This is a genomic window from uncultured Lentibacter sp., from assembly GCF_937123735.1.
GTDB lineage: Bacteria > Pseudomonadota > Alphaproteobacteria > Rhodobacterales > Rhodobacteraceae > Lentibacter.
Map to the genome: position 1 here is coordinate 131,937 of NZ_CAKZKL010000004.1, position 22,729 is coordinate 154,665.

Sequence of the window (22,729 nt, forward strand, 5' to 3'; positions counted from 1 at the left end):
CTGTTGCCTGCCGGTGAGCTGGCGGGCGCAGCGCCGTTTTGCCCGTTTCAATGCCCCATGATCATGCCTTGCAGCGCGTCTTTTTCCATGGCGAGCTCCTCCAGCCGGGCTTTCACAGCATCCCCGATCGTGACAATCCCCACCAGCGCACCGTCGTCCGTCACAGGCATGTGGCGGAAGCGGCCGTTGGTCATTTTTTGCAGGACAGAATCGGCGGTTTCATCTTTGCGGCAACAGACCGGGTTGCGCGTCATCAAATCAGCCACAGTGTCTTGAAGGCACACCGCCCCGCGCAAAGCCAGCGAGCGCACAATATCGCGCTCCGAGAGGATACCCTCCACCGATTGGCCGTCATCGGAGACAATCAATCCGCCAATCCGCCGTTCCGCCAAGACGTTGGCCGCCTCGGCAATCGAGGTGTTTGCCTTAATGGTAATCACAGGGCCATCGCCCTTGGACTTGAGGATTTGTTGCACGAGCATCTGGCCGTCTCCCTTTTTTATCAGGTTGCGACAGCGGCCCCCAAGCTGTCAAGACAAGGCTTCAAGCCGGGCCACTTCTGCGCGCAGCCCTTCGCTGAGAGCCTCCGCAAACCGGGTCAGCCGCCCCACGCGGCGATCATCCTCATGGCGGATGAGATAGAAGCTGCGTTTGAGGCTGAAGCTTTCGGGCAATACGCGGCGCAAATTGGGCGCCGCCGGTAAGGCAAAGTCATGCACCACTCCAACCCCGCCGCCCTGGCGCAACAGATTCAGCTGAACAGACGCCGAGTTAGACGCCAGAGCCACCCGCGCAAAGGCACTGCCACTCATGTAATCCAACTCCTTGTCAAAGATCATGTCCGGAATATAGCCCACAATCCGGTGTGCGTGCAGCGCCTCCATATCGGCGATGGGCGGGTGACTGTCCAAATAGCTGTCTGCGGCCGCAAGGTGCAATTTGTAATCAACCAGCTTCTGCACCACCAACCGCCCAGCCGCCGGCTGGCTGACCGTGATCGCCATATCCGCTTCGCGCTTGGACAAATTGAAAATGCGCGGCAAAGCAACGATCTGTATGTCCAGATCTGGGTTTTGGGCGGTGATGGCGGCACAGACCTGTGGCAGCAGGAAATTGGCGCAGCCATCTGGCGCGCCCAACCTGATTTGCCCGGTGAGCGCGCTGCCCTGCCCGTCCATCGCATCGCGGACATCGCGCATGGTCTGCTCAAGGCGCACCGCGTGAGGCAACAGCTTTTGGCCCTGTGCCGTCAGCAGATACCCCTGGGGTGATTTGGTGAAAAGCACCTCCCCCAGAGCCTCTTCAAGCCGTGCCACCCGCCGCCCGACCGTGGCCGGATCTGCCTTCAACAGCGCCGCCGCCCCCGAAAGGGTCTCGGCGCGGGCAACGGCCAGAAAGCTTTTCATATCATCCCAATGGGGGGTCATAGGTGGGCCTCGTCTTGCAAAAACGCAAAATGCGCTGTGAGAACCTGCCCCTTTTCGCCACATAAACGCAAGGCTAAGGTGGCGCAAATCTTAACTGGAGGAAAATATGCAAGAGCTGACACATTACATCGGCGGCGAGCACGTCAAGGGAACATCAGGGCGCTTTGCCGATGTTTACAACCCAGCCACAGGCGAAGTGCAGGCCAAGGTGCCGCTCGCTTCAAAAGAAGAGATGGAAAAAGCCGTCGCCATTGCTGCCGCCGCTCAGCCGGCCTGGGCTGCAACCAACCCGCAGCGCCGCGCGCGCGTGATGATGAAATATGTGGATCTGCTCAACCGCGACATGGACAAGCTCGCCGAAGCGCTCAGCCGCGAACATGGCAAAACCCTGCCCGATGCGGCCGGCGATGTGCAGCGCGGCCTCGAGGTGATCGAATATTGCATCGGCGCGCCCCAGCTTTTGAAGGGCGAATATACCGATGGCGCCGGTCCGGGCATTGACATGTATTCCATGCGCCAGGCCCTTGGTGTCACGGCGGGGATCACGCCGTTCAACTTCCCTGCCATGATCCCCATGTGGATGTTTGGCCCCGCGCTGGCCTGCGGCAATGCCTTTATCCTCAAGCCCAGCGAGCGCGACCCCTCGGTGCCGCTCATGTTGGCCGAACTGATGGAAGAGGCCGGGCTGCCCAAAGGCCTTTTGCAGGTGGTCAACGGCGACAAAGAGGCGGTTGATGCGATCCTTTACAATGACACCATCCAATCTGTGGGCTTTGTTGGCTCCACGCCGATCGCCGAATATATCTACGGAACAGGCTGCGCCCAAGGCAAGCGCGTCCAGTGTTTTGGCGGCGCAAAAAACCACATGATCATCATGCCGGACGCCGATCTTGACCAGGCGGCTGATGCGCTGATCGGTGCGGGCTATGGCGCCGCCGGAGAGCGCTGCATGGCGATCTCTGTGGCTGTGCCCGTGGGAGAAGAAACCGCAGACAAGCTCATTGAGAAACTGGTGCCGCGGATCGAAAAACTCAAGGTCGGCCCCTACACAGGCGGCAATGATGTTGATTACGGACCCGTTGTCACAGCGGCAGCCAAAGAGAATATTCTCAACCTCGTGCAATCGGGCGTTGATCAGGGCGCCAAGCTGGTTGTCGATGGCCGCGACTTTGCCTTGCAAGGCTATGAAGACGGCTTTTTTGTCGGGGCGCATCTGTTTGACCATGTGACAGCGGACATGGACATCTACAAAAAAGAAATCTTCGGCCCGGTCCTGAGCACCGTGCGCGCTGGCTCTTACGAGGAGGCGCTCAAGCTGGCCATGGATCATGAATACGGCAACGGCACAGCGATTTTCACACGCGATGGAGATGCGGCACGCGATTTTGCGAGCCGGATCAATGTCGGCATGGTGGGCATCAACGTGCCAATCCCTGTGCCATTGGCTTATCACACCTTTGGCGGCTGGAAAAAATCTGTCTTTGGAGATCTAAACCAGCACGGTCCGGACGCGTTCAAGTTCTACACCCGCACAAAGACGGTCACCTCTCGCTGGCCCTCAGGGATCAAAGATGGCGGTGAATTCAACTTCAAGCCGATGGACTGAGCCCAACAGCACAGTCAGACAGCCAGTGGCCCCAGCCGGGCCATTGGCACTTTTGCGCGAGCGCCCGAACCGCCCGCGCAAACCACAACCACCCCAGGAGCCTCGGACGCTGTGCAAGCCAGGCCTCACAGCCTTGTTGCACAGGAAAAACCGCATTTCAGCCCCGCCGAGAGAGCGGTTGAAGCGCTGCAAAACTCCTGTAAGGTTTACGAATTAAACAGCTGTTCAATTCAATCACACGGCTGGAAATCGGGAAGGATGGCGCAATGGACTTTGCCTTGAGTGAAGAGCAAACACTGATTTTTGACATGGCCAAGAGCTTCGGCGCAGAGCATATCGCGCCCTATGCGATGGACTGGGAAAAAGCCGGCACCATCCCGAAAGACCTCTGGCCCAAGCTTGCCGAACTCGGCTTTGGCGGGCTCTATGTGCGCGAGGAAAGCGGCGGCTCGGGGCTGTCACGGCTTGATGCAACGCTGGTTTTTGAAGCCCTCGCCATGGCCTGCCCGGCTGTCGGCTCGTTCCTGTCGATCCACAATATGTGCGGCGGGATGATTGACAAATTCGGCTCAGACGAGACCCGCGCAAAATGGCTTCCCGCGCTCTGTTCGATGGAAAAGGTCTTCTCCTATTGCCTCACCGAACCCGGGTCCGGCTCAGACGCCTCGGCGCTCAAAACCCGTGCTGAAAAGACCAACGAAGGCTATAAGCTCAACGGAACAAAGGCTTTTATTTCGGGTGGCGGCTATTCGGATGCCTATGTCACCATGGTGCGCACAGGCGCGGATGGCCCAAAGGGCATCTCCACCGTGGTGGTGGAAGACGGCGCTGCGGGCCTCAGCTTTGGCGCGCTGGAAGACAAGATGGGCTGGCGCGCGCAACCCACCGCGCAAGTTCAGTTTGACGATTGCAACGTGCCCCATGACAACCTTATTGGCGAGGAAGGCCACGGCTTTGCCTACGCCATGGCGGGGCTGGACGGCGGGCGGCTCAACATTGCGGCCTCAGCCCTTGGCGGGGCGCAGAACGCGCTTGATCTGACGCTGCAATACATGGCCGAGCGCAAGGCTTTTGGCAAACCGATCAACCAGTTTCAGGCGCTGCAATTCAAACTCGCGGAATTTGAAACACAGCTTCAGGCCGCCCGCACATTCCTGCGCCAAGCGGCCTGGAAGCTTGACACGGGCGCGCATGACGCCACCAAATTCTGCGCGATGGCGAAGCTGATGGTCACCGATGTGTCCTTTGATGTGGCCAACGGCTGCCTTCAAATGCACGGAGGCTATGGCTATCTGGCAGACTACGGTATCGAGAAAATCGTGCGCGATTTGCGGGTCCACCAGATCCTTGAAGGCACCAATGAAATCATGCGTTTGATCATCTCGCGCCAGATGATTGCCGACGCGGTATGAGCGATATTTCCATCCGGGTCACAGGCGCGGCGGGGCGGATCACCCTCACCCGCCCCAAGGCATTGAATGCAGTGACATATCAGATGGTTACGGCCATACATGACGCGCTGAACACTTGGCGGGATGACGCCGCTGTAACGCGGGTGATCATCGACGCCGAGGGCGAAAAGGCCTTCTCGGCGGGGGGGGATATTGCCGACCTCTATGAGAGCGGACGGCGCGGCGATTATGGCTTTGGCCAGGTTTTTTGGCGCGATGAATACCGGATGAATGCGGCGCTGCGCAGCTATCCCAAGCCGATCATATCCTTTCTGCAAGGCTTCACAATGGGCGGCGGTATGGGGGTTGGCTGCCATGGCTCACACAGAATTGTTGGCGAAAGTTCGCAGGTGGCGATGCCCGAATGCGGGATCGGGCTGGTGCCCGATGTGGGCGGCTCGATGATCCTTGCCAATGCGCCGGGCGCGAGCGGCGCCTACCTTGGCCTGAGCGGCGCCCGCATGGGGGCCTCAGATGCTATTTATGCAGGATTTGCAGACACTTATATCCCAGAGATAAAGTGGAACGAGCTGATCTCAGAGCTGGAAAACGGGGCCGATTTGAGCCTTCTGGCCCGCGCGGCAGACACACCGCCCACGGCCACGCTCGCAAAGCATCAAGCCGATATTGACGCCGCCTTCACCGCCAAGACCCTACCAGAGCTCTGCGCCCGCTTGGACGCGCAAAAGACGGAGTTCGCGGCCAAAGCCTTAAAAGCCCTCGGGCGCAACTCACCGCTGGCCATGGCGGCGACCCTGCTGATGATGGCGCGTCTCAAGGGCTGTGGCGACATCCGCGAGGCGCTGGCGCTGGAATACCGCTTTACGGCGCGCGCCATGGAGCATGGTGATTTTCTTGAAGGCATTCGCGCCGCGATCATCGACAAAGACCGCAGCCCGCGCTGGAAGCACTCTGCGGCAGATTTTGACCAAGCCGAGGCCGAAGCCATGCTCGCCCCGCTTGGACCACTGGAGCTAACATTTTCCTAAGGAGAGCCTCATGAAGATCGGATTTATCGGACTTGGCAATATGGGCGCGCCGATGGCGGCCAATCTGGCCAAAGCGGGCCATAGCGTCACAGGCTTTGACATGGCCGAGGTGGCCGTGGAGGGCGTGCGCCTTGCGGGCCGCGCGGCCGAGGCCGCTGAGGGGCAGGATGTGGTGATCACCATGTTGCCCAACGGCGCGATCCTGCGGGCCGTGGCGCAAGAGGTCTTGCCAGCCATGCGCGGCGGTGCGGCTTTGGTGGACTGCTCCACAGTTGACGTGGAAAGCGCCCGCGCCGTGGCCGCCGAGGCCGAGGCGGCTGGGCTTTTGTTTGTGGATGCGCCCGTCTCTGGCGGCGTGGGCGGAGCCACGGCGGGCACGCTCACCTTCATGGCTGGCGCAACAGAGGCCGGCTTTGCCAAAGCCGCGCCGCTCTTTGAGATCATGGGGCAAAAAGCCGTGCATTGCGGCGCAGCGGGCGCTGGCCAAGCCGCCAAGATTTGCAACAACATGATCCTCGGCGTCACCATGATTGCCACCTGCGAGGCCTTTGCGCTGGCCGACAAGCTGGGGCTGGAGCGGCAAAAGATGTTTGACGTGGTGAGCACCTCCTCGGGATATTCCTGGAGCATGAACGCGTATTGCCCTGCGCCGGGGGTCGGGCCACAAAGCCCTGCGGACAATGGCTATCAGCCCGGTTTTGCCGCCGAGCTGATGCTGAAAGATTTGCGCTTGTCCCAACAGGCGGCGCAGGCGGCAGATGCGGATACCCCGCTCGGGCAAGCGGCGATGACGTTGTATGAGCAATTTGTCGAACATGAAAACGGGTCCGGTCAGGATTTCTCGGCGATGTTGCCGCGCTTTGAGGGGCGTGGGCGGGGATGAGAAGTTTGCCGCCGCGCGCTTAGCCCTGTCTTAGGGCAGCGCGCGCTGGTTTGATCTCGCCACAAAATCAACATTAGCTTGAGCGCGCAAACACCTGATAAAAAATCTTTAATCTGGCTTGAAAGCTTTGAGCTCCTCTCCAAACTCCGGTGGCCCCTTAAGCGCAGCTTAGCGCGGCGCACCGGTTGGTTAATGCGCGCAAAACCGGTGAGTCTGGGGGGGGTGAAAGGCGTGCACCAAGCGTGCACAACGCGTGCACCCCCCCGGCACGGCCCCTGTTAAGAGAAAATTAAATAACACTGCGCGCGCCCATGGTTGCACATCTGTCGCAGGTTTTCCCCTTTTCGGGCTGTGCAAGAGCGCTTACATATAAAGATATTGGAATGTTAAATCTGGAGGTTGTTATGACCAAGAACGTCGGCGGTATTGACCGCATTCTGCGCATCGTGATCGGGGCGGCCCTGATCCTTGGCTTTTTCCTGAATTCGGCCAATGGCTACAACTGGCTCTACCTCATCGGGATCGTGCCTCTGGCCACCGGGTTGATGGGCTCTTGCCTGCTTTACAACCTGTTTGGCTTCAACACCTGCCCCACCAAGAAATAACCGCACAGGGCGGCCCAAGCGCCGCCCTATTCGGCCGCTGTGCGCTTGGGGGCGAGCATGGGTTTGAGGTAGTGGCCCGTGTGGCTGCGCGGCGCTTCGGCCACTTTCTCGGGCGTGCCAACCGCCACGATCTCGCCACCGCCATCGCCGCCTTCGGGGCCGATGTCGATGATCCAGTCGGCGGTTTTGACCACATCAAGGTTGTGCTCGATCACAATCACGGTGTTGCCGCCGTCGACCAGCTCTTGCAGCACTTCGAGAAGCTTGCGCACATCTTCAAAGTGCAGCCCTGTTGTGGGCTCGTCCAAGATATAGAGCGTGCGCCCCGTGGAGCGCTTGGCCAGCTCCTTGGAGAGCTTGACGCGCTGCGCCTCGCCGCCTGAGAGCGTTGTCGCCTGCTGGCCGACCTTGATGTAGCCAAGGCCCACACGCATGAGCGCGTCCATTTTTTCGCGGATGCTGGGCACGGCTTTGAAGAACTCCTGCGCCTCTTCCACGGTCATGTTCAGCACATCGGCAATGGATTTGCCTTTGAACTTCACCTCAAGGGTTTCGCGGTTATACCTTGCGCCCTTGCAGGTCTCGCATTCGACATAGACATCCGGCAGGAAGTGCATTTCGATTTTGATCACGCCGTCGCCCTGGCAGGCCTCACAGCGCCCACCCTTGACGTTGAACGAAAAGCGCCCCGGCTTGTAGCCGCGTGTCTTGGCTTCGGGCAGGCCGGCAAACCAGTCGCGGATCGGGGTAAAGGCGCCTGTGTAGGTGGCGGGGTTGGAGCGCGGGGTGCGGCCAATCGGACGTTGGTCAATGTCGATGACCTTGTCCAGATGCTCCAGCCCCTTGATGGTTTCGCAGGGCGCGGGTGTTTGCCGCGCGCCGTTGAGCTGCATGGAGGCGGTTTTGAAAAGCGTTTCCAGTGTGAGGGTGGATTTGCCACCGCCAGAGACGCCCGTAACGCAGACGAACTTGGCCAGCGGGAACTCAGCTGTGACCTCTTTGAGGTTGTTGCCTGTGGCCTTGACCACCTTGATTTTCTTGCCATTTCCCTTGCGCCGCTTGGCCGGGATGGCGATTTGGCGCGCGCCGGTAAGATATTGGCCAGTCAGGCTGGCCGGGTCTGCGGCCACATGCTCGGGCGTGCCGTGGCTCACCACCTGCCCGCCGTGAACCCCCGCACCCGGGCCGATATCAAAGACATAATCCGCCTCGCGGATGGCCTCTTCATCGTGTTCCACCACGATCACGGTGTTGCCCGCATCGCGCAGGTTCTTGAGGGTGGTCAGAAGGCGACCGTTGTCACGCTGGTGTAGCCCGATCGAGGGCTCATCAAGCACATAAAGCACGCCTTGCAGGCCAGAGCCGATCTGGGAGGCCAGGCGGATGCGCTGGCTTTCACCGCCGCTCAACGTGCCGGAATTGCGGCTCAGCGAGAGGTAATCCAGCCCAACATTGTTGAGAAATCCGAGACGCTCGCCAATTTCCTTGAGGATCGCGCGGGCGATCTCGTTTTTCTGAGGGCTGAGGCTGGCGGGCACCTTTTCAACCCAGTCCAGCGCCTCGCGGATGGACTTTTGCACCACCTGCCCCGCATGCTCCCCGGCGATTTTGACGGCCAGCGCCTCTTCGCGCAGCCGGTAGCCCTCGCAGGCGCCGCAGGGGCGGTTGTTTTGGTAGCGCTCGAATTCTTCGCGGATCCAGTTGCTGTCGGTCTCGCGGTAGCGGCGTTCCATATTGGGGATGACGCCTTCAAACACGCGCGAAACCTGATATACGCGCCCGCCCTCATCGTAGCGGAAAGGGATTTCCTCATCGCCCGAGCCATAGAGGAAGACTTGCTGCACATGGGCGGGCAGATCTTTCCAGCGGGTGTTCTTGTCAAATTCGTAATGTTTGGCGATGGCCTCGATGGTCTGGAGGAAATAGGGCGACTTGCCCTTGCGCCAGGGGGCAAGCGCGCCATCATAGATTTTGAGCGTGCTGTCCGGGACAACGAGGCGCTCGTCAAAGAAGAGCTCCATGCCGAGGCCGTCGCACTCCGGGCAGGCCCCAAAAGGCGCGTTGAAGGAAAAGAGCCGCGGCTCGATTTCAGGGATGGTGAAGCCCGAAACGGGGCAGGCGAATTTCTCGGAGAAGGTGAAGCGCTCTGGCGCGCCCTCAGGCTCGTTGCCCTCTGAACCCGCCCGTGGGGCCGTTTCCAGAATGGCAATGCCATCGGCAAGGTCGAGCGCTGTGCGCAGGCTGTCGGCGAGGCGGGTTTCCATGCCCTCGCGCACCACAAGGCGGTCCACCACCACATCAATGTCATGGCGGAATTTCTTGTCCAGCGTGGGCGGCTCGTCGAGCTCATAAAACGCACCATCCACCTTGACGCGCTGGAAGCCCTGTTTGCGCAGCTCAAGGAACTCCTTGCGGTATTCGCCCTTGCGGTCGCGGATGATCGGGGCAAGCAGATAGCCGCGCGTGCCCTCTTCCATCGCCATGATCCTGTCGACCATATCCTGCACCTGCTGCGCCTCGATGGGCTTGCCCGTGGCGGGGCTATAGGGCGTGCCCGCGCGGGCAAAGAGCAGGCGCAGATAGTCGTAAATCTCGGTGACCGTGCCCACGGTGGAGCGCGGGTTTTTGCTCGTTGTCTTCTGCTCGATGGAAATGGCGGGGGAAAGGCCGCTGATGTGGTCGACATCGGGCTTTTCCATCATATCCAGGAACTGGCGAGCATAGGCGCTCAGGCTCTCGACATAGCGGCGCTGGCCTTCGGCATAGATGGTGTCAAAGGCGAGGCTCGATTTGCCCGAGCCCGACAGCCCAGTGATCACCACAAGCTGGTCGCGCGGAATGTCCACGTCAATGCCCTTGAGATTGTGCTCGCGCGCGCCGCGCACTTCGATAAATTTCAATTCCGACATCCGCCCGCCCTTCCGCTCTAGAGCAGGTGTAGTCAAGTTTTGGGCAAGTTCCAACCCAAAAATGAGAACATAAAGCGAACAAAAAACAGCTCCGGCCTAGAGTTTACGCGGGTTTTTTCCGAGCGGATGAAAACCCGCCCCCCCCAAGCAGACAATCGGCAGACAACAGGCAGACAATGGGGGGCAAGCCCCTTGATAGGCTGCTCACATTCCACTATTGGAATTTATATTGACAGCAGGACCCCCTGCCCCCACGTTGGAGCCATTGCCATGTTTGCTTTTCTGCGCGCCCTTCGGCGCAGCGATATCGCCAGCTGCCATGGGCAGATCGCCTCGGGTGACATGCTGCTGGTGGATGTGCGCGAAGCGCAGGAGGTGGCCGCAACGGGCCGTGCAGAGGGCGCACTCCACCTGCCGCTGGGGCAGCTGGCCGCCGCCGCCGATCCGCAAAACCGCGCCCGCCACAGAGCGCTGAACCTCAACAAGCCCGTTGCGCTCTACTGCGCCAGCGGCGCGCGCTCGGCCCAAGGGGTGCTGATCCTGCGCAAGCTGGGTTACACCGAAGTGCACAACCTCGGCGGTCTCAACCACTGGAAAGCCGCCGGCGGCACGCTTGTCCGCTAGACCCTCTTTCTTATTGCCTTAAATATCCCGGGGGTTTGGGGGCAGCGCCCCCAACGGGTCGGCGTCAGCCGAAACCCCTACGCGCGTTTTTGCGCCAAGGCCCAGGCACAGATCGGAAACGCGGGATCATTGGTGAGATCATCGGTTTCAGGGTCATATTTCGGCGGCCAGTGCGGCTCAAGGTTGCGCGCGGCGGCGGCGCGGTTGCCCCATTCTTCAGCGCGGATATGCGCCTCAGGAAAGCCTGCCTCGATGAGCAGGTTTTTCAGCCCGCGCGCGCTCCAGCGCGAGCAATCGTTGGGCGCGGCATGAAACGGCAGGAAAAACGGCACGGCGATCCAGAAATACCCGCCCGCACGCAGCATATCGTGGACATGGCAGAGCGCCGCAAAGGGGCGGTCCAGATGCTCCCAGACCTGATTGGCCAGGATCAGGTCAAACTGGCGCGCGCGCCCCGCTTTATCAAGATAGGGCCCAAGGCAGATATCATGCTCGGGATATTTGAAGCGCTCATAGCTCTTGGCCTCAAGCCGCTGGCCCCATTTGCCCGAAATTTCGGCCAGCTCCATCTCGTGCAGCGGCAAGGCCCTCAGCCACGCAGCGGAAGATTTGTTCATCACCACGCGATTGAGAGAGACCATAGGCAAACCTGCTAAAAATGAATGGCGCGCCCATAGGCATCAAGCACGCTTTCATGCATCATTTCAGAAAGTGTCGGATGTGGGAAGACCGTTTGCATGAGGTCTTCCTCAGTTGTTTCCAGCTGGCGGCCCACCACATAGCCCTGAATGAGCTCGGTGACTTCCGCGCCAACCATATGCGCGCCCAGAAGCTCGCCTGTCTTGGCGTCAAACACGGTTTTGACCATGCCCTCAGGCTCGCCCAATGCGATGGCCTTGCCGTTGCCGATGAAGGGGAAGCGACCGACCTTGACCTCATAGCCCAGCTCCTTGGCCTTGGCCTCGCTGTAGCCCACGCTTGCCACCTGCGGGTGGCAATATGTGCAGCCGGCGATGCTTTCGGGGCGCACAGCGTGGGGCTTCTGACCGGCGATCATTTCGGCAACCATGACACCCTCGTGGGAGGCTTTGTGCGCCAGCCACGGCGCGCCGGCAATATCGCCGATGGCATAGAGCCCATCGACCCCTGTGCGGCAGTATTCATCGACCACAACATGGCTGCGGTCGATGGTCACGCCGAGCGCTTCAAGGCCGAGGGTCTCGACATTGCCGACGATGCCGACAGCGGAGATGACGGTGTCAAACTCCTGTGTTTCGGTCTTGCCGCCGGTTTCGATATGGGCGGTGACTTTTCCTTTGCCGCGGTCGAGCTGTTTGACCATGGCTTTTTCCATGATCTTCATGCCCTGTTTGACAAACTGTTTTTTGGCAAAGGCGCTGATCTCGGCGTCTTCGACGGGCAGGACACGGTCCATGACTTCCACAACCGTCGTATCTGCGCCCAGAGTGTTGTAAAAGCTGGCAAATTCGATGCCAATCGCGCCCGAGCCGATGACCAGCAGCTTCTTGGGCATACGCGGCGGCGTGAGCGCGTGTTTGTAGGTCCAGACCAAATCGCCATCGGCCTCAAGGCCGGGCAGCTCGCGCGCCCGCGCGCCTGTGGCCAGGACGATGTGTTTGGCCGTGAGCTCTTCTGTGCCCTTCTCGCCTTTGACGGCGACCTGGCCTTTGGCTGTGAGCGTGGCCGCGCCCATGAAAGTTGTAACCTTGTTTTTCTTCATCAGGTGGCTGATGCCACCCGAGAGCTGCGCGGCCACGCCACGCGAGCGTTTGACCACGGCGTCCAGATCATAGGAAATGCCCTCGGCCTTGAGGCCGAATTCCTTGGCGCGGTGCATGAGGTGAAACACCTCCGAGGAGCGCAGCATGGCTTTGGTCGGGATGCAGCCCCAGTTGAGGCAGATGCCGCCCATATGCTCGCGCTCCACAATGGCCACGTTGAGGCCAAGCTGTGCGCCGCGGATCGCTGCCACATAGCCGCCCGGGCCGGCCCCGATCACGATCATATCAAAGGATTTGGCTGCCATGTCTGTCTCCGTTCTGGTCACGAGAATCGTGCGGGTGCGACCCGCCTGAAAAACTAGTTTGACGTTAAACTAGTTTTTCGGGCGGGGCAATCTCCCGCACCGCAGAGAGGCTATTTGCCGCGCAGGCGCCTGTTTTGCAGCGTTTTGGGCAGCAGTTCAGGCGGCTTCTTGCAACGCGCGCATGGTGGCGCCATAGCCACCTTGCTGCATATAGGCCTGCTCATGGGCCGTGGAGCTGCGCCCGAGCGCCGCGTTGCGATAGGGGAAGCGGCCAAACTCGCGGATGACCTCGCGGTGGGCGCGGGCGTGCAACAGGTTGGAGTCGCCCGTCTCGGGCAGGCGCTCTTTCACAAGGCGGATACAGCGGTCCTGATCGGTGAGGCTTTCAGAATGCATCATGGGCAGGTAAAAAAACTGCCGCTCCGGCTCGGCGATCTTGAAGTCCCAGCCCTTGGTGATCGCGCATTTGGCCGCGCAAAGCGCGCGTTTGTCGGTTTGAAAGGCACGGGCTTCGTTGCGAAACATATTGCGCGGCAGCTGGTCAAGCAGCAGCACATAGGCCAGCGCGCCCTCGGCATTTGCCAGCCAGTCGCTCAGATGGCCGTCGGCGCCGTGTTGCCATGTGTCAAAAAAGCGGTTTCGGATGCCGGTGTCGAGCGCCTCTGTGCTGTTATACCAGCCCGCGGGCCCCACCTCATCCAGCCAGAAAGACACAACCTCTTGGGGCGACACATGCATGGCCATAACCTCAACTCCTACCCGTTGGACCCTGTTTTTCCGAGCCTAACTGTAAAAAACACAAATGAAAGTAAAGTTTTGCAACAATATTAACAATTTTGTGACGCTGCGGCAGCTGTGGGGAATTTGCGACAGCTTACAGGCCGCGCGTTGGGGGGTTACTCTGCGCTTTCATCGCTCTCTGCCCCCTCTTCCAGCGCGTATTCCACGGCCAGCGCAGAAGAGGACATCGCCACCGGTGCGTAGCTGCTGGTCTCCTCGCCCGAGGGCGCGCTGCGCTGTGTCATCCGGTAAGCCGCATAGAGCGCCAGCACCACAAGCAGGGTTGCGATGAGCAGAAAATAGGCCCCTGCCCCGAAGGTTCCCATGAGCCAGCCGGTGATCAGCGGACCCGAGATGGCCCCCAACCCGTTGATGAACACCAGCCCGCCAGAGACTGCGGCCATATCTTCAAGCTCTATAAAGTCGTTGGTATAGGCCACCAGCAGCGAGTAGAGCGGGTTGGAGAGCCCGCCAATCAGGAACGCCGCCAACAGCAGCAGCGCAAAGTTGCCCCCCGAGAGCATCCCCAAAAAAGCGCCCATTGCACAGACAATGGCCACGATCATGATCAGCTGGCGGCGGTCCATCCTGTCTGAGAGCCAGCCGAGGGGATATTGGATCACCGTGGCCCCGACATAGAACATCGAGACAAACAGCGAGATCTGCCCCAGCGTCAGGCCCACCTCGGTGCCATAGACCGCGCTCATGCCAAACTGGGCCGAGAAGACCCCGCCCAGAAGGAACATCCCCACGCAGCCCAGCGGGGAGATTTCCATGATCTCGCGCAGGCTCTTGGGCTTGGTGGCCTCAAAGGCCGGGGTGGGGCTGACGGAGAGCAGAATGGGCGCAAAAGACACCGAGACCAGCACCGAAATGATGACAAAGAGCACATATCCCGCCGGATCGGCCACCAAGAGCAGCGCCTGGGCGATGATGATGCCGAGCATCTGCATGATCATGTAAAGCGAGAGCGCCTTGCCACGGTTCTGGTTGTCGGCCGAATTGTTGAGCCAGCTCTCGGCGGTGACGTAAACACCCGAAAAGCAAAAGCCGATGATCACCCGCATGAAGGTCCAGGCCCAGGGGTCTGTCCAGGTGGGATACAAGATCAGCACCGCCGAGATAAACGAGCCCAGCGCCGCAAAGACCCGCACATGGCCCACCCGGCGGATCATTGTCGGCGTGAGGCGCGAGCCCCCCAGAAAGCCGACAAAATACGCCGACATGACAATCGACATCTGAAAGGCCCCAAAGCCCTCAATATCACCGCGCACGCCCAAGAGCGTGCCTTGCAGCCCGTTCCCCACCATCAGAAGCATCATTCCGAGCATCAAAGCCCAGGAAGAAGAGAGAACCTGCAACATGATCGTATCCTTATGCCTTTGGGCGGAAGTGGACTGCAATTGCTCTCATGTCGGGATGAAAAACGACATTTGGCGTCTGTTTTGACCTTAGGGCAAAAGAAGCGAGGAATCGCCATAGGAAAAGAAGCGATACTCCGATTTTATGGCATGTTCGTAAATTTCTCGCACCCGCGCCTGGCCCATCAGCGCAGAGATCAGCATCATCAGGGTGGATTTTGGCAGATGGAAATTGGTCATCAGCCCATCTGCCACCTGAAAGGGAAACCCCGGATAGATAAAGATATCCGTCTCCCCTTCCCAGGCGCAGATCTCGCCGCCGCGCCCGGCGGTTTCGATCAACCGCAGCGCCGTGGTGCCCACGGGGATGACGCGCCCGCCTGCGGCCTTTGTGGCGCGGATCTCGGCTGCGGCGGCCTCGGTCACTTCGCCCCATTCGGCGTGCATCTTGTGGGTGGTGACATCCTCGACCTTCACCGGCAGGAAGGTGCCTGCGCCCACATGCAGCGTGACAAAGGTGAAGGCCACGCCGGCGGCCTTGAGGGCCTCAAGCAGGGCCGCGTCAAAATGCAGCGAGGCGGTGGGCGCGGCGACGGCCCCTGTCTGGCGGGCGAAGACGGTTTGATAGTCTTCTTTGTCCTGCGCATCGGCGGCGCGTTTGGCGGCAATATAGGGCGGCAGCGGCATGGCCCCTGCCGCGTTGAGCGCCTCTTCAAAGGCTTCGCCCTCAAGGTTGAACATCAGCTCGCCCTGGCCGTCGCTGCGGCCTGTGAGCGTGGCAGTGAGGCCCGCGTCAAAGAGGATGTCTTCTCCGTCGCGCAGCTTCTTGAGCGGCTTGATGAGCGCGCTCCAGCCGCCAGAGGCCGTGGGGCTGAGGAGTGTCACCTCGATCTGCGCTGAGGTGAGGCCCTGCGCGCCCTGGCGTTCGCGCCGCCCGAACAGACGGGCCGGAATGACCTTGGTGTTGTTGATCACCAGCCGATCGCCAGCCCCCAGCCAGCGGGCCAGATCAAGCACCCCGCCGTCATGAAGAGGGGCTCCGGGGGCGCTGCCCTCGGCCACCAACATGCGCGCCGAAGAGCGCGGGCGCGCCGGGCGCGTGGCAATCAGCCCTTCGGGCAGGTGAAAGTCAAAGTCGGAGAGGTGCATATCAACTATCGCTCTATTGTCGGCGGTGGGCGGCGGAATATCTCGCGAAACATCCCCGGCGTAAAGATCGAAAGCGGGTTCACCTGCACGCTCGGCTCCGTGGCCGTGCCGCGCAGCGTGTAGTTGAAGCCCACAAGCCCTTCTCCCTTGCGGGTGAAGATGGCCCCAAGGCCATTGACCAGAAACAGCGGCGACACCACGCCCTGCATGTCCATGGCCCCGCTGGCAAGATCATAATAGCCATCCATGGAGATTCCCATGGACGCGCCCACTGCGCTGGCCTGGCTGATCACCGCGCGGCGCGGGGTCAGCTGAAAGCGCGCGTCCACCTCGCCAAAAAGAATGCCCGCGCCGCCCAGTTGCTCCAGCAGGCCGACGACGCTGGCCGCATTCAACAGCGCGGCCATGGCCGGCGCGTCCTTGAGGCGCACCTCGCGCATCTTGAGCGCGCCGTTGTAACTGCCCGGGCTGCTGGCGGGGGCCATGGTCAGATCCAGCGTGCCGCCCGACGCATTGGTGAGCAACCCTGCGGCCTTGAGCACCTGTCCGCCGTTGTCTGAGCGGATGCGAAAGGCGCTGCGCCCGCCCTGTGGCACGATCTGCCCGCGCACGGGGGCGGCGCCATTGACCGAGCCTGTGAAACTGCCCTCAAAGCCGCGCCGGGTTTGAAAGCTGCCACGAAAGCCGCGCAGGGTGATGCCCGATGAGATGACGAGCCGGTCAAGCTGGGCAACGATCGGGCTGGCCTGACGGGCGCTGACGCCCGGCTGGTTTGCGTGCGCCGGTGGCGCAAGGCCAGCTCCAAGGCTTGTGCGCCCCAGATCCAGCGTGCCCCCTTTGATCTCGATCCGGGGGGCCTGATCTGCACCGCGCGCCACAAAGGACAGCGGCACATCCAGCCAGGAGCCAATTTTCACGCGGCTGAAATGCGCCGCCTCAAAGCGCCCCTGCGTGAGGCGGATTTCGCCTGTGGCTTGCAGCCCGGAAGCGTCCAGGCTGAGCTCATCCACCCGCGCCTCTGCGCCCAAGCGCCCTGCCAGGCTGAGCTTGCCCGCGCTGGCCTGCGGGTGGCGCCAGCCGATCTGCGCAATCGACAGCCCCAGCCCCTCCAGCCCGGAGCGCAGGCGAAAAGCCGGCCCCTGCCCGTCGCGCGCCAGCGTGAGGCTGATCTGGGCAGATGTGCGCCCGGACAGGCTGCCCTCCGGCAGGCCAAGCGCAAAGCGGCGGGCAAACTCGGGCGAGAGCTCAAGCTGGCCCTCAAAAGCGGGCGGCTCCGCATCTGGACCGAGCGGGGCGAGAAAGCGCCCGGCGAGGGGAATGGTGTCGAGCAGGGCCTCCCCGCTGATTTCAAGCGCTTGGGGGGTGAGCTTGGCTTGCAAAGCGGGGCTGGTGAGCAACCGCCCGGGCACAATCACCGTGCTGCGCACCCCGGTGAGCTCGGCTGCCAGCGTATAGTCAAGCGCTTGGGGCGGCGGGTTTGGCTGCATGGTCCACCCGAGGCGGCCTGAGAGCGCCACCCGCCCGTCAGCCATGGTTGCCGGTAGCTCGGTGGTGGCGAGCGCGTTGATCGGGGCCAGGGCAGCGACACTGAGAAGCGCCGTGATCTGGCCGCTGGCCTTGAGATTGACTTCGCCCCGCGCCGGCGCAGGGAGCGTGCGGGGGACGATGAATTCTGTGCCGCGGATGTCCAGCAGCCCCCCTTGCGGGGCGCGCAGCTGTCCGCCGCTGGCGCGTGCCGCAAAGCGCTTGCGCAAGAGGCTGGCTTGTCCGGAGAGGTTTTCAACCGGTGGCAACCCTTCCAGAAAGCGCAGTTTCACCCGCTCAAAGCCAAAGGAGATAAGCGGTTCGGGCGGGCTGTCCGGCTCCGAGCGCAGGGCAAACTGGGCCTCGCTCACATGGCCTTCAAGCACATTCTCAGCCACCCAGGCTCGGGTTTTGACGCCGGCGCGCTCTGGCCAAAGGGCCAGCACCTGCGCCAGATCAAGTGCCTTAGCCGCCGCCTGTATCTGATAGCTCCAGCCCGCGGCCAACGCCTCGATACTGCCCTGCACATGAAACCCCGTGGCCCCGTCGCGCAGCCCGAGCTGGCCCAGCTCGACCTTGAAGGGCGCGAGGCTGAGGCGCATGTCGACAAATCCGCTGTCAAAAGCCACCGGCTCTGGCAGCATATCGGTGGGATTGGCGGAAATATCGGCCAACCGCAGCTGGCCGACAAACGCTTCGGGCCAGCCGTCTTGCTGCATGACAAGCCCGAGCTGGCCCTCCGCGCGCAGGCTCACCCAGGCGCTCTGGAGGGCGATCTCGTCAAACTGCACAATCTGGCGCTGCGGATCATAGGTCAGATAGGTGCGCGCCGAAGTGAAGGGCACCGGGCTGGCGGCCTCATTGGGTTGAAGCACCCCCTCGGCAATGTGCAATGTCGCGCTGAGCGGGCCAAGCGCGCCGGTTTCGCTCATCGAAAAGCGCAACGCCCCCGAGATCGGAGCGCGCAGCGCCTCAAGCCAGGACAGCGCTGCGGCCTGTGTGGCCAGGTCCTGTGCCGGGAAGTCTGTGAGGTTGAGCCCCAGCGCCGCCTCGCTGGCCGATCCCTTGCGCTCAAAGCTCAGTTCCACCCCCGCCGCAGAGGCCCCGCCGGTGAGCAGGGCAAAATCGCCGCGCAGGCGCAGGTCTGCGCCGCTGCGCACCAGCTCGGCGCGCCCGCCATCAACCGTCCAGTTGCGCCCGGCGCGCTGGTCTTCATAGCGCAGCGTCACATCCGCAACATCGGCCCGGCGAAAGGCCGAGAAGCTCTCTTCTTGCAGCCAGACATCAAGCTGGGCCATCAATTCGCCAAAGCCGCGCCCCTGCTCTGGCGCCGCCTGCGCTGCGCCCGGCGCGTCTGGCCCGGCACCCGCGCCCACGGCGGCCAGCTCCTCATCAAAACTCAGCCAAACCGCCCCCGCCCCGTCGCGGCGCACTGCCAGCCGGGTGCCAAAAATGCGCAGATCCGTGGGGTGCAGCGCCGCGCTCAACAACGGCTTGAGCGCAAACCCGGCCGAAACGCTTTCAAAGGATACGATCCTTGCGCCGCTGCCATCCAGCAGCTCGACATCGCGCAAGAGCACCCGTGGCACCCAACCCGCCTCCATCACCACCGCGGCCTCTCCCAGCCGCGCCCTGTAGGGGGCGATCTGGCGGTTGATCTGCGCCAAGCCCTGCGCCTCCGCCCAGGCCGGCACCACAAGCGGCGCGTTGCGCAACACCACAAGCCCCAGCCCCCCTCCGAGCAGCAACAGCCCCAACAGCGCCAGGCTCAACAGCCCGACTGCGGCGCGGCGCGGCCCACGCCGCGCAGCCGCCGCCGCTTTGGGCGCGGGCATATCGGGCTCTGGGGGCGTGTCAGGCTCTGAGGTCATGGTCCGCTTTCGGGCCGGCGTCTCATCGCTCCGGCAGTTTCTTTCATCGGGTGCCGCGCGCGCGGCGTAGCTCTTTCACCAAAGGGGGCTTGCGCATTGCGCCCGCGCTCCTGCGATAATATGAAACCCAACAAGACGGTAGAGGGAAAGCACCAATGACTCAAGATACGCCATTTCAAGCGCCTGATTTCAGCCTGCCCAGCGACACGGGTGAAACCGTCACCCTCAGCGCGCTGAAGGGCCAGAAAGTTGTGCTGTTTTTCTACCCGCGCGACAACACACCCGGCTGCACCACAGAGGCCAAGGGCTTTTCCGCCGATCTGGCGCGCTTTGAAGCGGCCGGTGCCAAAGTGTTCGGGATCTCCAAGGACAGCCTTGCCAGCCACGAGAAGTTTCGCAGCAAGCAGGACCTGACCGTTCCGCTTTTGTCGGACGAGCACGGCAGCGCCTGCGAGGATTTCGGAGCCTGGGCCGAAAAGAAGATGTATGGCAAGAGCTTCATGGGCATTGTGCGCTCCACCTTTGTGATTGATGCCGAAGGGCAAGTGGTGCGCGCCTGGCGCAAGGTGAAAGTGCCGGGCCATGTGGATGAGGTGCTCGCCGCCGTTGAGGCGCTGTGAGCATGGCACAGACGCTGGCAAAAATGGCCGAAGAGGTTTTGCGCTGTGCCGACGGGCGCGAAAAGACGGCCCTGGCGCGCCGCCACGCGGCCACATGGTTTGCCGCCCGCGAGGCCGGCACGCCGCTTGCCATCGGCTCAGCCGAGCCGCCCTTGCACCCGGCCCGCCCGGACAAGCCCGAACTGCTCAGCCCGCGCGATGTGCCCCGCCGCCGCCCCGGCTCGGAGGCCGGGCGCGCCGCCTTGTTGCACGCGGTGGCCCATATCGAGCTCAATGCGGTGGATCTGCACTGGGACATCATTGCGCGCTTCACCCATGTGCCCTTTCCGCTGGGCTTTTATGATGACTGGGTGAAGGCCGGTGATGAAGAGGCCAAGCATTTCAACCTCGTCAGCGATTGCCTGGAAGAGATGGGCAGCCATTATGGAGCCCTGCCCGCCCATGCGGGCATGTGGCGCGCCGCCGAGGATACGGCCCAAGACCTGATGGGGCGGCTCGCGGTTGTGCCGATGGTGCTCGAGGCGCGCGGGCTTGATGTGACCCCGGGGATGATCGACGTGTTTCGCAAGGCCAAAGTCAGCCGCGCCGTTGACGCGCTGGAAGTGATCTACGCCGAGGAAGTGGGCCATGTGGCCTATGGCTCCAAGTGGTTTCACTTTCTGTGCGGACGCCACGAGCTTGACCCGAAAGCCGAGTTTCACCGGCTTGTGACCCAGTATTTTCACAGCAGCCTCAAGCCGCCGTTCAACGAGGAAAAGCGCGCCGAGGCCGGCTTGCCGCCAGATTTCTATTGGCCTCTGGCTGACGAGACCCCCGCCAAGCCCCGCGCAGCCCGCTGAACTTTTCGGCGAAAACCCGCCAGATTGCGCGGCGGTGGGGCCAGAGGCTCCGAGGAGGGCGGTCAAAAAACTTGCGCCCCTGTTAACAGGGCGTTAATCCCTCTGGAACGGCGCACAGGGTGCGGGCGGGGCCATGGCGGCTTTGCTGCGGCGGCTCTTGGCTCAAAGTGCGCCGACAATTTGAAACGGTCAAGGAACGCCTCTTTGCGCACACAGCTTGCCATCCGTATCGACGCGCTATTGGAGCGTTATTTCCCTGAACGCCGGGTCTTTTTGCGCTCGGACAAAGACACAAGGTTTATCCGCCTGCGCCCGCTGGTGCAGCTCTTTGCCTTCTCTGGCGCGGCGCTGGTTGTGGCCTGGTCGATTGTCGCAACCGCGATTCTGCTGATGGACAGCATTGGGGCGGGCAATTTTCGTGAACAGGCCAAGCGCGACCAGCAAACCTATCAGGAGCGGCTCAATTTTATCTCCGAGCAGCGCAACAGCCGCGCCGAGGAGGCCCTCGCCGCCCAGGCGCGGTTCAACACCGCGCTGGAACAGATTTCGCGGATGCAATCGGAGCTTCTGGCCTCCGAAACCCGTCGGCGCGAGATGGAAACCGGCATCGAGATCATCCAAAGCACCCTGCGCACAGCCATGCGCGAGCGCGACGAGGCCCGCACGGCGCTGGCCAGCCTCACACAGGCCCAGGACTCGGGCGCAGCGGTGCAGCTTGCGGCCATCAGCCCAGACAACACGGCGCTTGACCTGATCACCCGCGCCCTCTCGGAAACCGCGGCTGAGCGCGACAAGATCGTGCAAGATGCCCAATCCGCGCTCGAACAGGCCGCCGAGATGGAAGAGCGGATCGCCTTGATGAAAGATCAGAACGACCAGATTTTCCGCCAGCTCGAAGAGGCGATGACAGTTTCTGTCAAGCCGCTAGACCGGATGTTTCGCGCCGCCGGCATGAACACCGAAACCCTGCTGCGGGAGGTGCGCCGGGGCTATTCGGGCCAAGGCGGCGCGCTGACGCCGCTGTCGTTTTCGACCCGGGGCGAAGAGCCTGCCCCCAGCACGCGCCGGGCCAACCGCATTCTCAGCGAACTCGACCGGCTCAACCTTTACCGGCTGGCGGCCTCCAAGGCGCCTTTTGCCAAACCCGTCAAATCGGGCTACCGCTTCACCTCGGCTTTCGGGTATCGCCGCGACCCCAAGACAGGCGGGCGTCGCCTTCACAAGGGGGTGGATTTTGCCGGCCCCGTGGGCACCCCGCTCTATGCGACGGCCGACGGGATTGTGACCCATGCGGGCTGGAGCTCGGGCTATGGCCGTCTGGTGAAGATCCAGCATGATTTTGGGATTGAAACCCGCTATGCCCACCAAAACCGAATTCGGGTGAAAGTGGGACAAAGGGTATCGCGCGGACAACGAATTGGTGATATGGGAGCCTCTGGACGTGTAACCGGCCCTCATCTACACTACGAAGTTCGTGTTGGCGGGAAAGCCGTGAACCCAATGATCTATATCAAGGCAGCAAACGATGTTTTCTAAAAGCAAAATCAACGAACCTGGCCCCAAGGCCGAAGCCACAACCCCAGCCGGGAGCGCTGACACCTCTGCTGCGGCCGCAAAGCCCAACCTGCCCATGGGCAGCGAGTTCAAGGCCTCGGCCCCCAAGGCCAAGCCCCCGGCCTCTGTTCTGTCGTCTGATTTGCATGTGACGGGCAACCTGCGCACCACCGGTGATATTCAGGTGGAGGGCACCATCGAAGGCGATATCCGCGCCCATCTGCTCACCGTGGGCGAAGGCGCCACCGTCAAGGGCGAGGTGATCGCCGATGATGTTGTTGTCAATGGCCGGATCGTGGGCCGTGTGCGCGGCCTGAAGGTGCGCCTCACCTCCACCGCCCGCGTGGAAGGCGACATCATTCACAAGACCATCGCCATCGAAAGTGGGGCGCATTTTGAAGGCTCCGTGCAGCGCCAGGACGACCCGCTCAATTCGGGCAAGGGCAAGGCTGACAAGCCGGCAGCCGCTGGCAACGCCTCCTAAGCGCCG

The 22,729-nt window shown here is 62.0% G+C and carries 19 protein-coding genes; 10 read left to right on the top strand and 9 right to left on the bottom strand.

Annotated elements, in window-relative coordinates:
• Positions 1-47: 47 nt before the first annotated feature.
• Positions 48-482: a CBS domain-containing protein gene (locus tag Q0478_RS00740; protein WP_298675040.1), complete on the bottom strand. Its 435-nt coding sequence runs from the start codon at positions 480-482 to the stop codon at positions 48-50.
• A 48-nt stretch (positions 483-530) separates the two neighbouring features.
• Positions 531-1,427, bottom strand: coding sequence for a LysR family transcriptional regulator (locus tag Q0478_RS00745; protein ID WP_298675042.1), 897 nt, complete (start codon positions 1,425-1,427; stop codon positions 531-533).
• Positions 1,428-1,533: 106 nt separating this feature from the next.
• Here Q0478_RS00745 and Q0478_RS00750 point away from each other — a divergent pair, with 106 nt between their 5' ends.
• From Q0478_RS00750 to Q0478_RS00770, 5 genes are all read left to right on the top strand, one after another.
• Entirely contained in the window at positions 1,534-3,033 is a 1,500-nt protein-coding gene (locus Q0478_RS00750) for a CoA-acylating methylmalonate-semialdehyde dehydrogenase (RefSeq protein WP_298675045.1), read from the top strand.
• Between the two features lie 266 nt (positions 3,034-3,299).
• Positions 3,300-4,445 (top strand): acyl-CoA dehydrogenase family protein, encoded by a 1,146-nt coding sequence (locus tag Q0478_RS00755; RefSeq protein WP_298675047.1) that lies wholly within the window; start codon positions 3,300-3,302, stop codon positions 4,443-4,445.
• The gene (locus Q0478_RS00760; RefSeq protein ID WP_298675049.1) at positions 4,442-5,473 is read left to right on the top strand and encodes a 3-hydroxyisobutyryl-CoA hydrolase; all 1,032 of its coding nucleotides are present in this window, start codon (positions 4,442-4,444) and stop codon (positions 5,471-5,473) included. Before Q0478_RS00755 ends, Q0478_RS00760 begins: the two co-directional genes overlap by 4 nt.
• Positions 5,474-5,483: 10 nt before the next feature.
• Entirely contained in the window at positions 5,484-6,356 is an 873-nt protein-coding gene (gene mmsB / locus Q0478_RS00765; protein ID WP_298675052.1) for a 3-hydroxyisobutyrate dehydrogenase, read from the top strand.
• Between the two features lie 404 nt (positions 6,357-6,760).
• The gene (locus Q0478_RS00770) at positions 6,761-6,961 is read left to right on the top strand and encodes a DUF2892 domain-containing protein (protein WP_298675055.1); all 201 of its coding nucleotides are present in this window, start codon (positions 6,761-6,763) and stop codon (positions 6,959-6,961) included.
• A 26-nt stretch (positions 6,962-6,987) separates the two neighbouring features.
• On the opposite strand, the gene uvrA is transcribed toward Q0478_RS00770, so the two are convergent.
• Complete coding sequence (uvrA, locus tag Q0478_RS00775; protein WP_298675058.1) at positions 6,988-9,870, bottom strand: excinuclease ABC subunit UvrA; 2,883 nt, start codon at positions 9,868-9,870, stop codon at positions 6,988-6,990.
• A gap of 270 nt (positions 9,871-10,140) precedes the next feature.
• On the opposite strand from uvrA, the gene Q0478_RS00780 reads away from it, so the two are divergent.
• Complete coding sequence (locus Q0478_RS00780; protein ID WP_298675060.1) at positions 10,141-10,494, top strand: rhodanese-like domain-containing protein; 354 nt, start codon at positions 10,141-10,143, stop codon at positions 10,492-10,494.
• 77 nt (positions 10,495-10,571) lie between these two features.
• Here Q0478_RS00780 and Q0478_RS00785 read toward each other — a convergent pair whose 3' ends face one another.
• The 6 genes from Q0478_RS00785 to Q0478_RS00810 all read right to left on the bottom strand — a co-directional run bounded on the left by Q0478_RS00785 (position 10,572) and on the right by Q0478_RS00810 (position 19,226).
• Positions 10,572-11,135 carry a methyltransferase domain-containing protein gene (locus Q0478_RS00785; protein ID WP_298675062.1) on the bottom strand — a complete coding sequence of 188 codons (564 nt, stop codon included), beginning with the start codon at positions 11,133-11,135 and terminating at the stop codon, positions 10,572-10,574.
• A gap of 11 nt (positions 11,136-11,146) precedes the next feature.
• On the bottom strand, positions 11,147-12,541 hold the full coding sequence (gene lpdA, locus Q0478_RS00790) for a dihydrolipoyl dehydrogenase (RefSeq protein WP_298675064.1): 1,395 nt from the start codon (positions 12,539-12,541) through the stop codon (positions 11,147-11,149).
• 156 nt (positions 12,542-12,697) lie between these two features.
• Positions 12,698-13,285: a DUF924 family protein gene (locus tag Q0478_RS00795; protein WP_298675067.1), complete on the bottom strand. Its 588-nt coding sequence runs from the start codon at positions 13,283-13,285 to the stop codon at positions 12,698-12,700.
• Positions 13,286-13,437: 152 nt separating this feature from the next.
• A complete protein-coding gene (locus Q0478_RS00800) occupies positions 13,438-14,685 on the bottom strand; it encodes an MFS transporter (protein ID WP_298675070.1) in 1,248 nt (415 codons plus the stop codon).
• Positions 14,686-14,772: 87 nt separating this feature from the next.
• Positions 14,773-15,831, bottom strand: a complete 1,059-nt coding sequence (gene queA, locus Q0478_RS00805) for a tRNA preQ1(34) S-adenosylmethionine ribosyltransferase-isomerase QueA (protein ID WP_298675072.1) — start codon at positions 15,829-15,831, stop codon at positions 14,773-14,775.
• A gap of 5 nt (positions 15,832-15,836) precedes the next feature.
• Positions 15,837-19,226, bottom strand: a complete 3,390-nt coding sequence (locus tag Q0478_RS00810; RefSeq protein ID WP_298675075.1) for an AsmA-like C-terminal region-containing protein — start codon at positions 19,224-19,226, stop codon at positions 15,837-15,839.
• Positions 19,227-19,381: 155 nt separating this feature from the next.
• On the opposite strand from Q0478_RS00810, the gene Q0478_RS00815 reads away from it, so the two are divergent.
• The 4 genes from Q0478_RS00815 (at position 19,382) to Q0478_RS00830 (ending at position 22,723) form a co-directional block, all read left to right on the top strand.
• Complete coding sequence (locus Q0478_RS00815) at positions 19,382-19,846, top strand: peroxiredoxin (protein WP_298675078.1); 465 nt, start codon at positions 19,382-19,384, stop codon at positions 19,844-19,846.
• A 2-nt stretch (positions 19,847-19,848) separates the two neighbouring features.
• Entirely contained in the window at positions 19,849-20,685 is an 837-nt protein-coding gene (locus tag Q0478_RS00820; RefSeq protein ID WP_298675081.1) for a ferritin-like domain-containing protein, read from the top strand.
• A 204-nt stretch (positions 20,686-20,889) separates the two neighbouring features.
• A complete protein-coding gene (locus Q0478_RS00825) occupies positions 20,890-22,221 on the top strand; it encodes a M23 family metallopeptidase (RefSeq protein WP_298675083.1) in 1,332 nt (443 codons plus the stop codon).
• Positions 22,211-22,723 (top strand): polymer-forming cytoskeletal protein, encoded by a 513-nt coding sequence (locus tag Q0478_RS00830; RefSeq protein WP_298675085.1) that lies wholly within the window; start codon positions 22,211-22,213, stop codon positions 22,721-22,723. The genes Q0478_RS00825 and Q0478_RS00830 overlap by 11 nt, the downstream gene beginning before the upstream one ends.
• Positions 22,724-22,729: the final 6 nt, after the last annotated feature.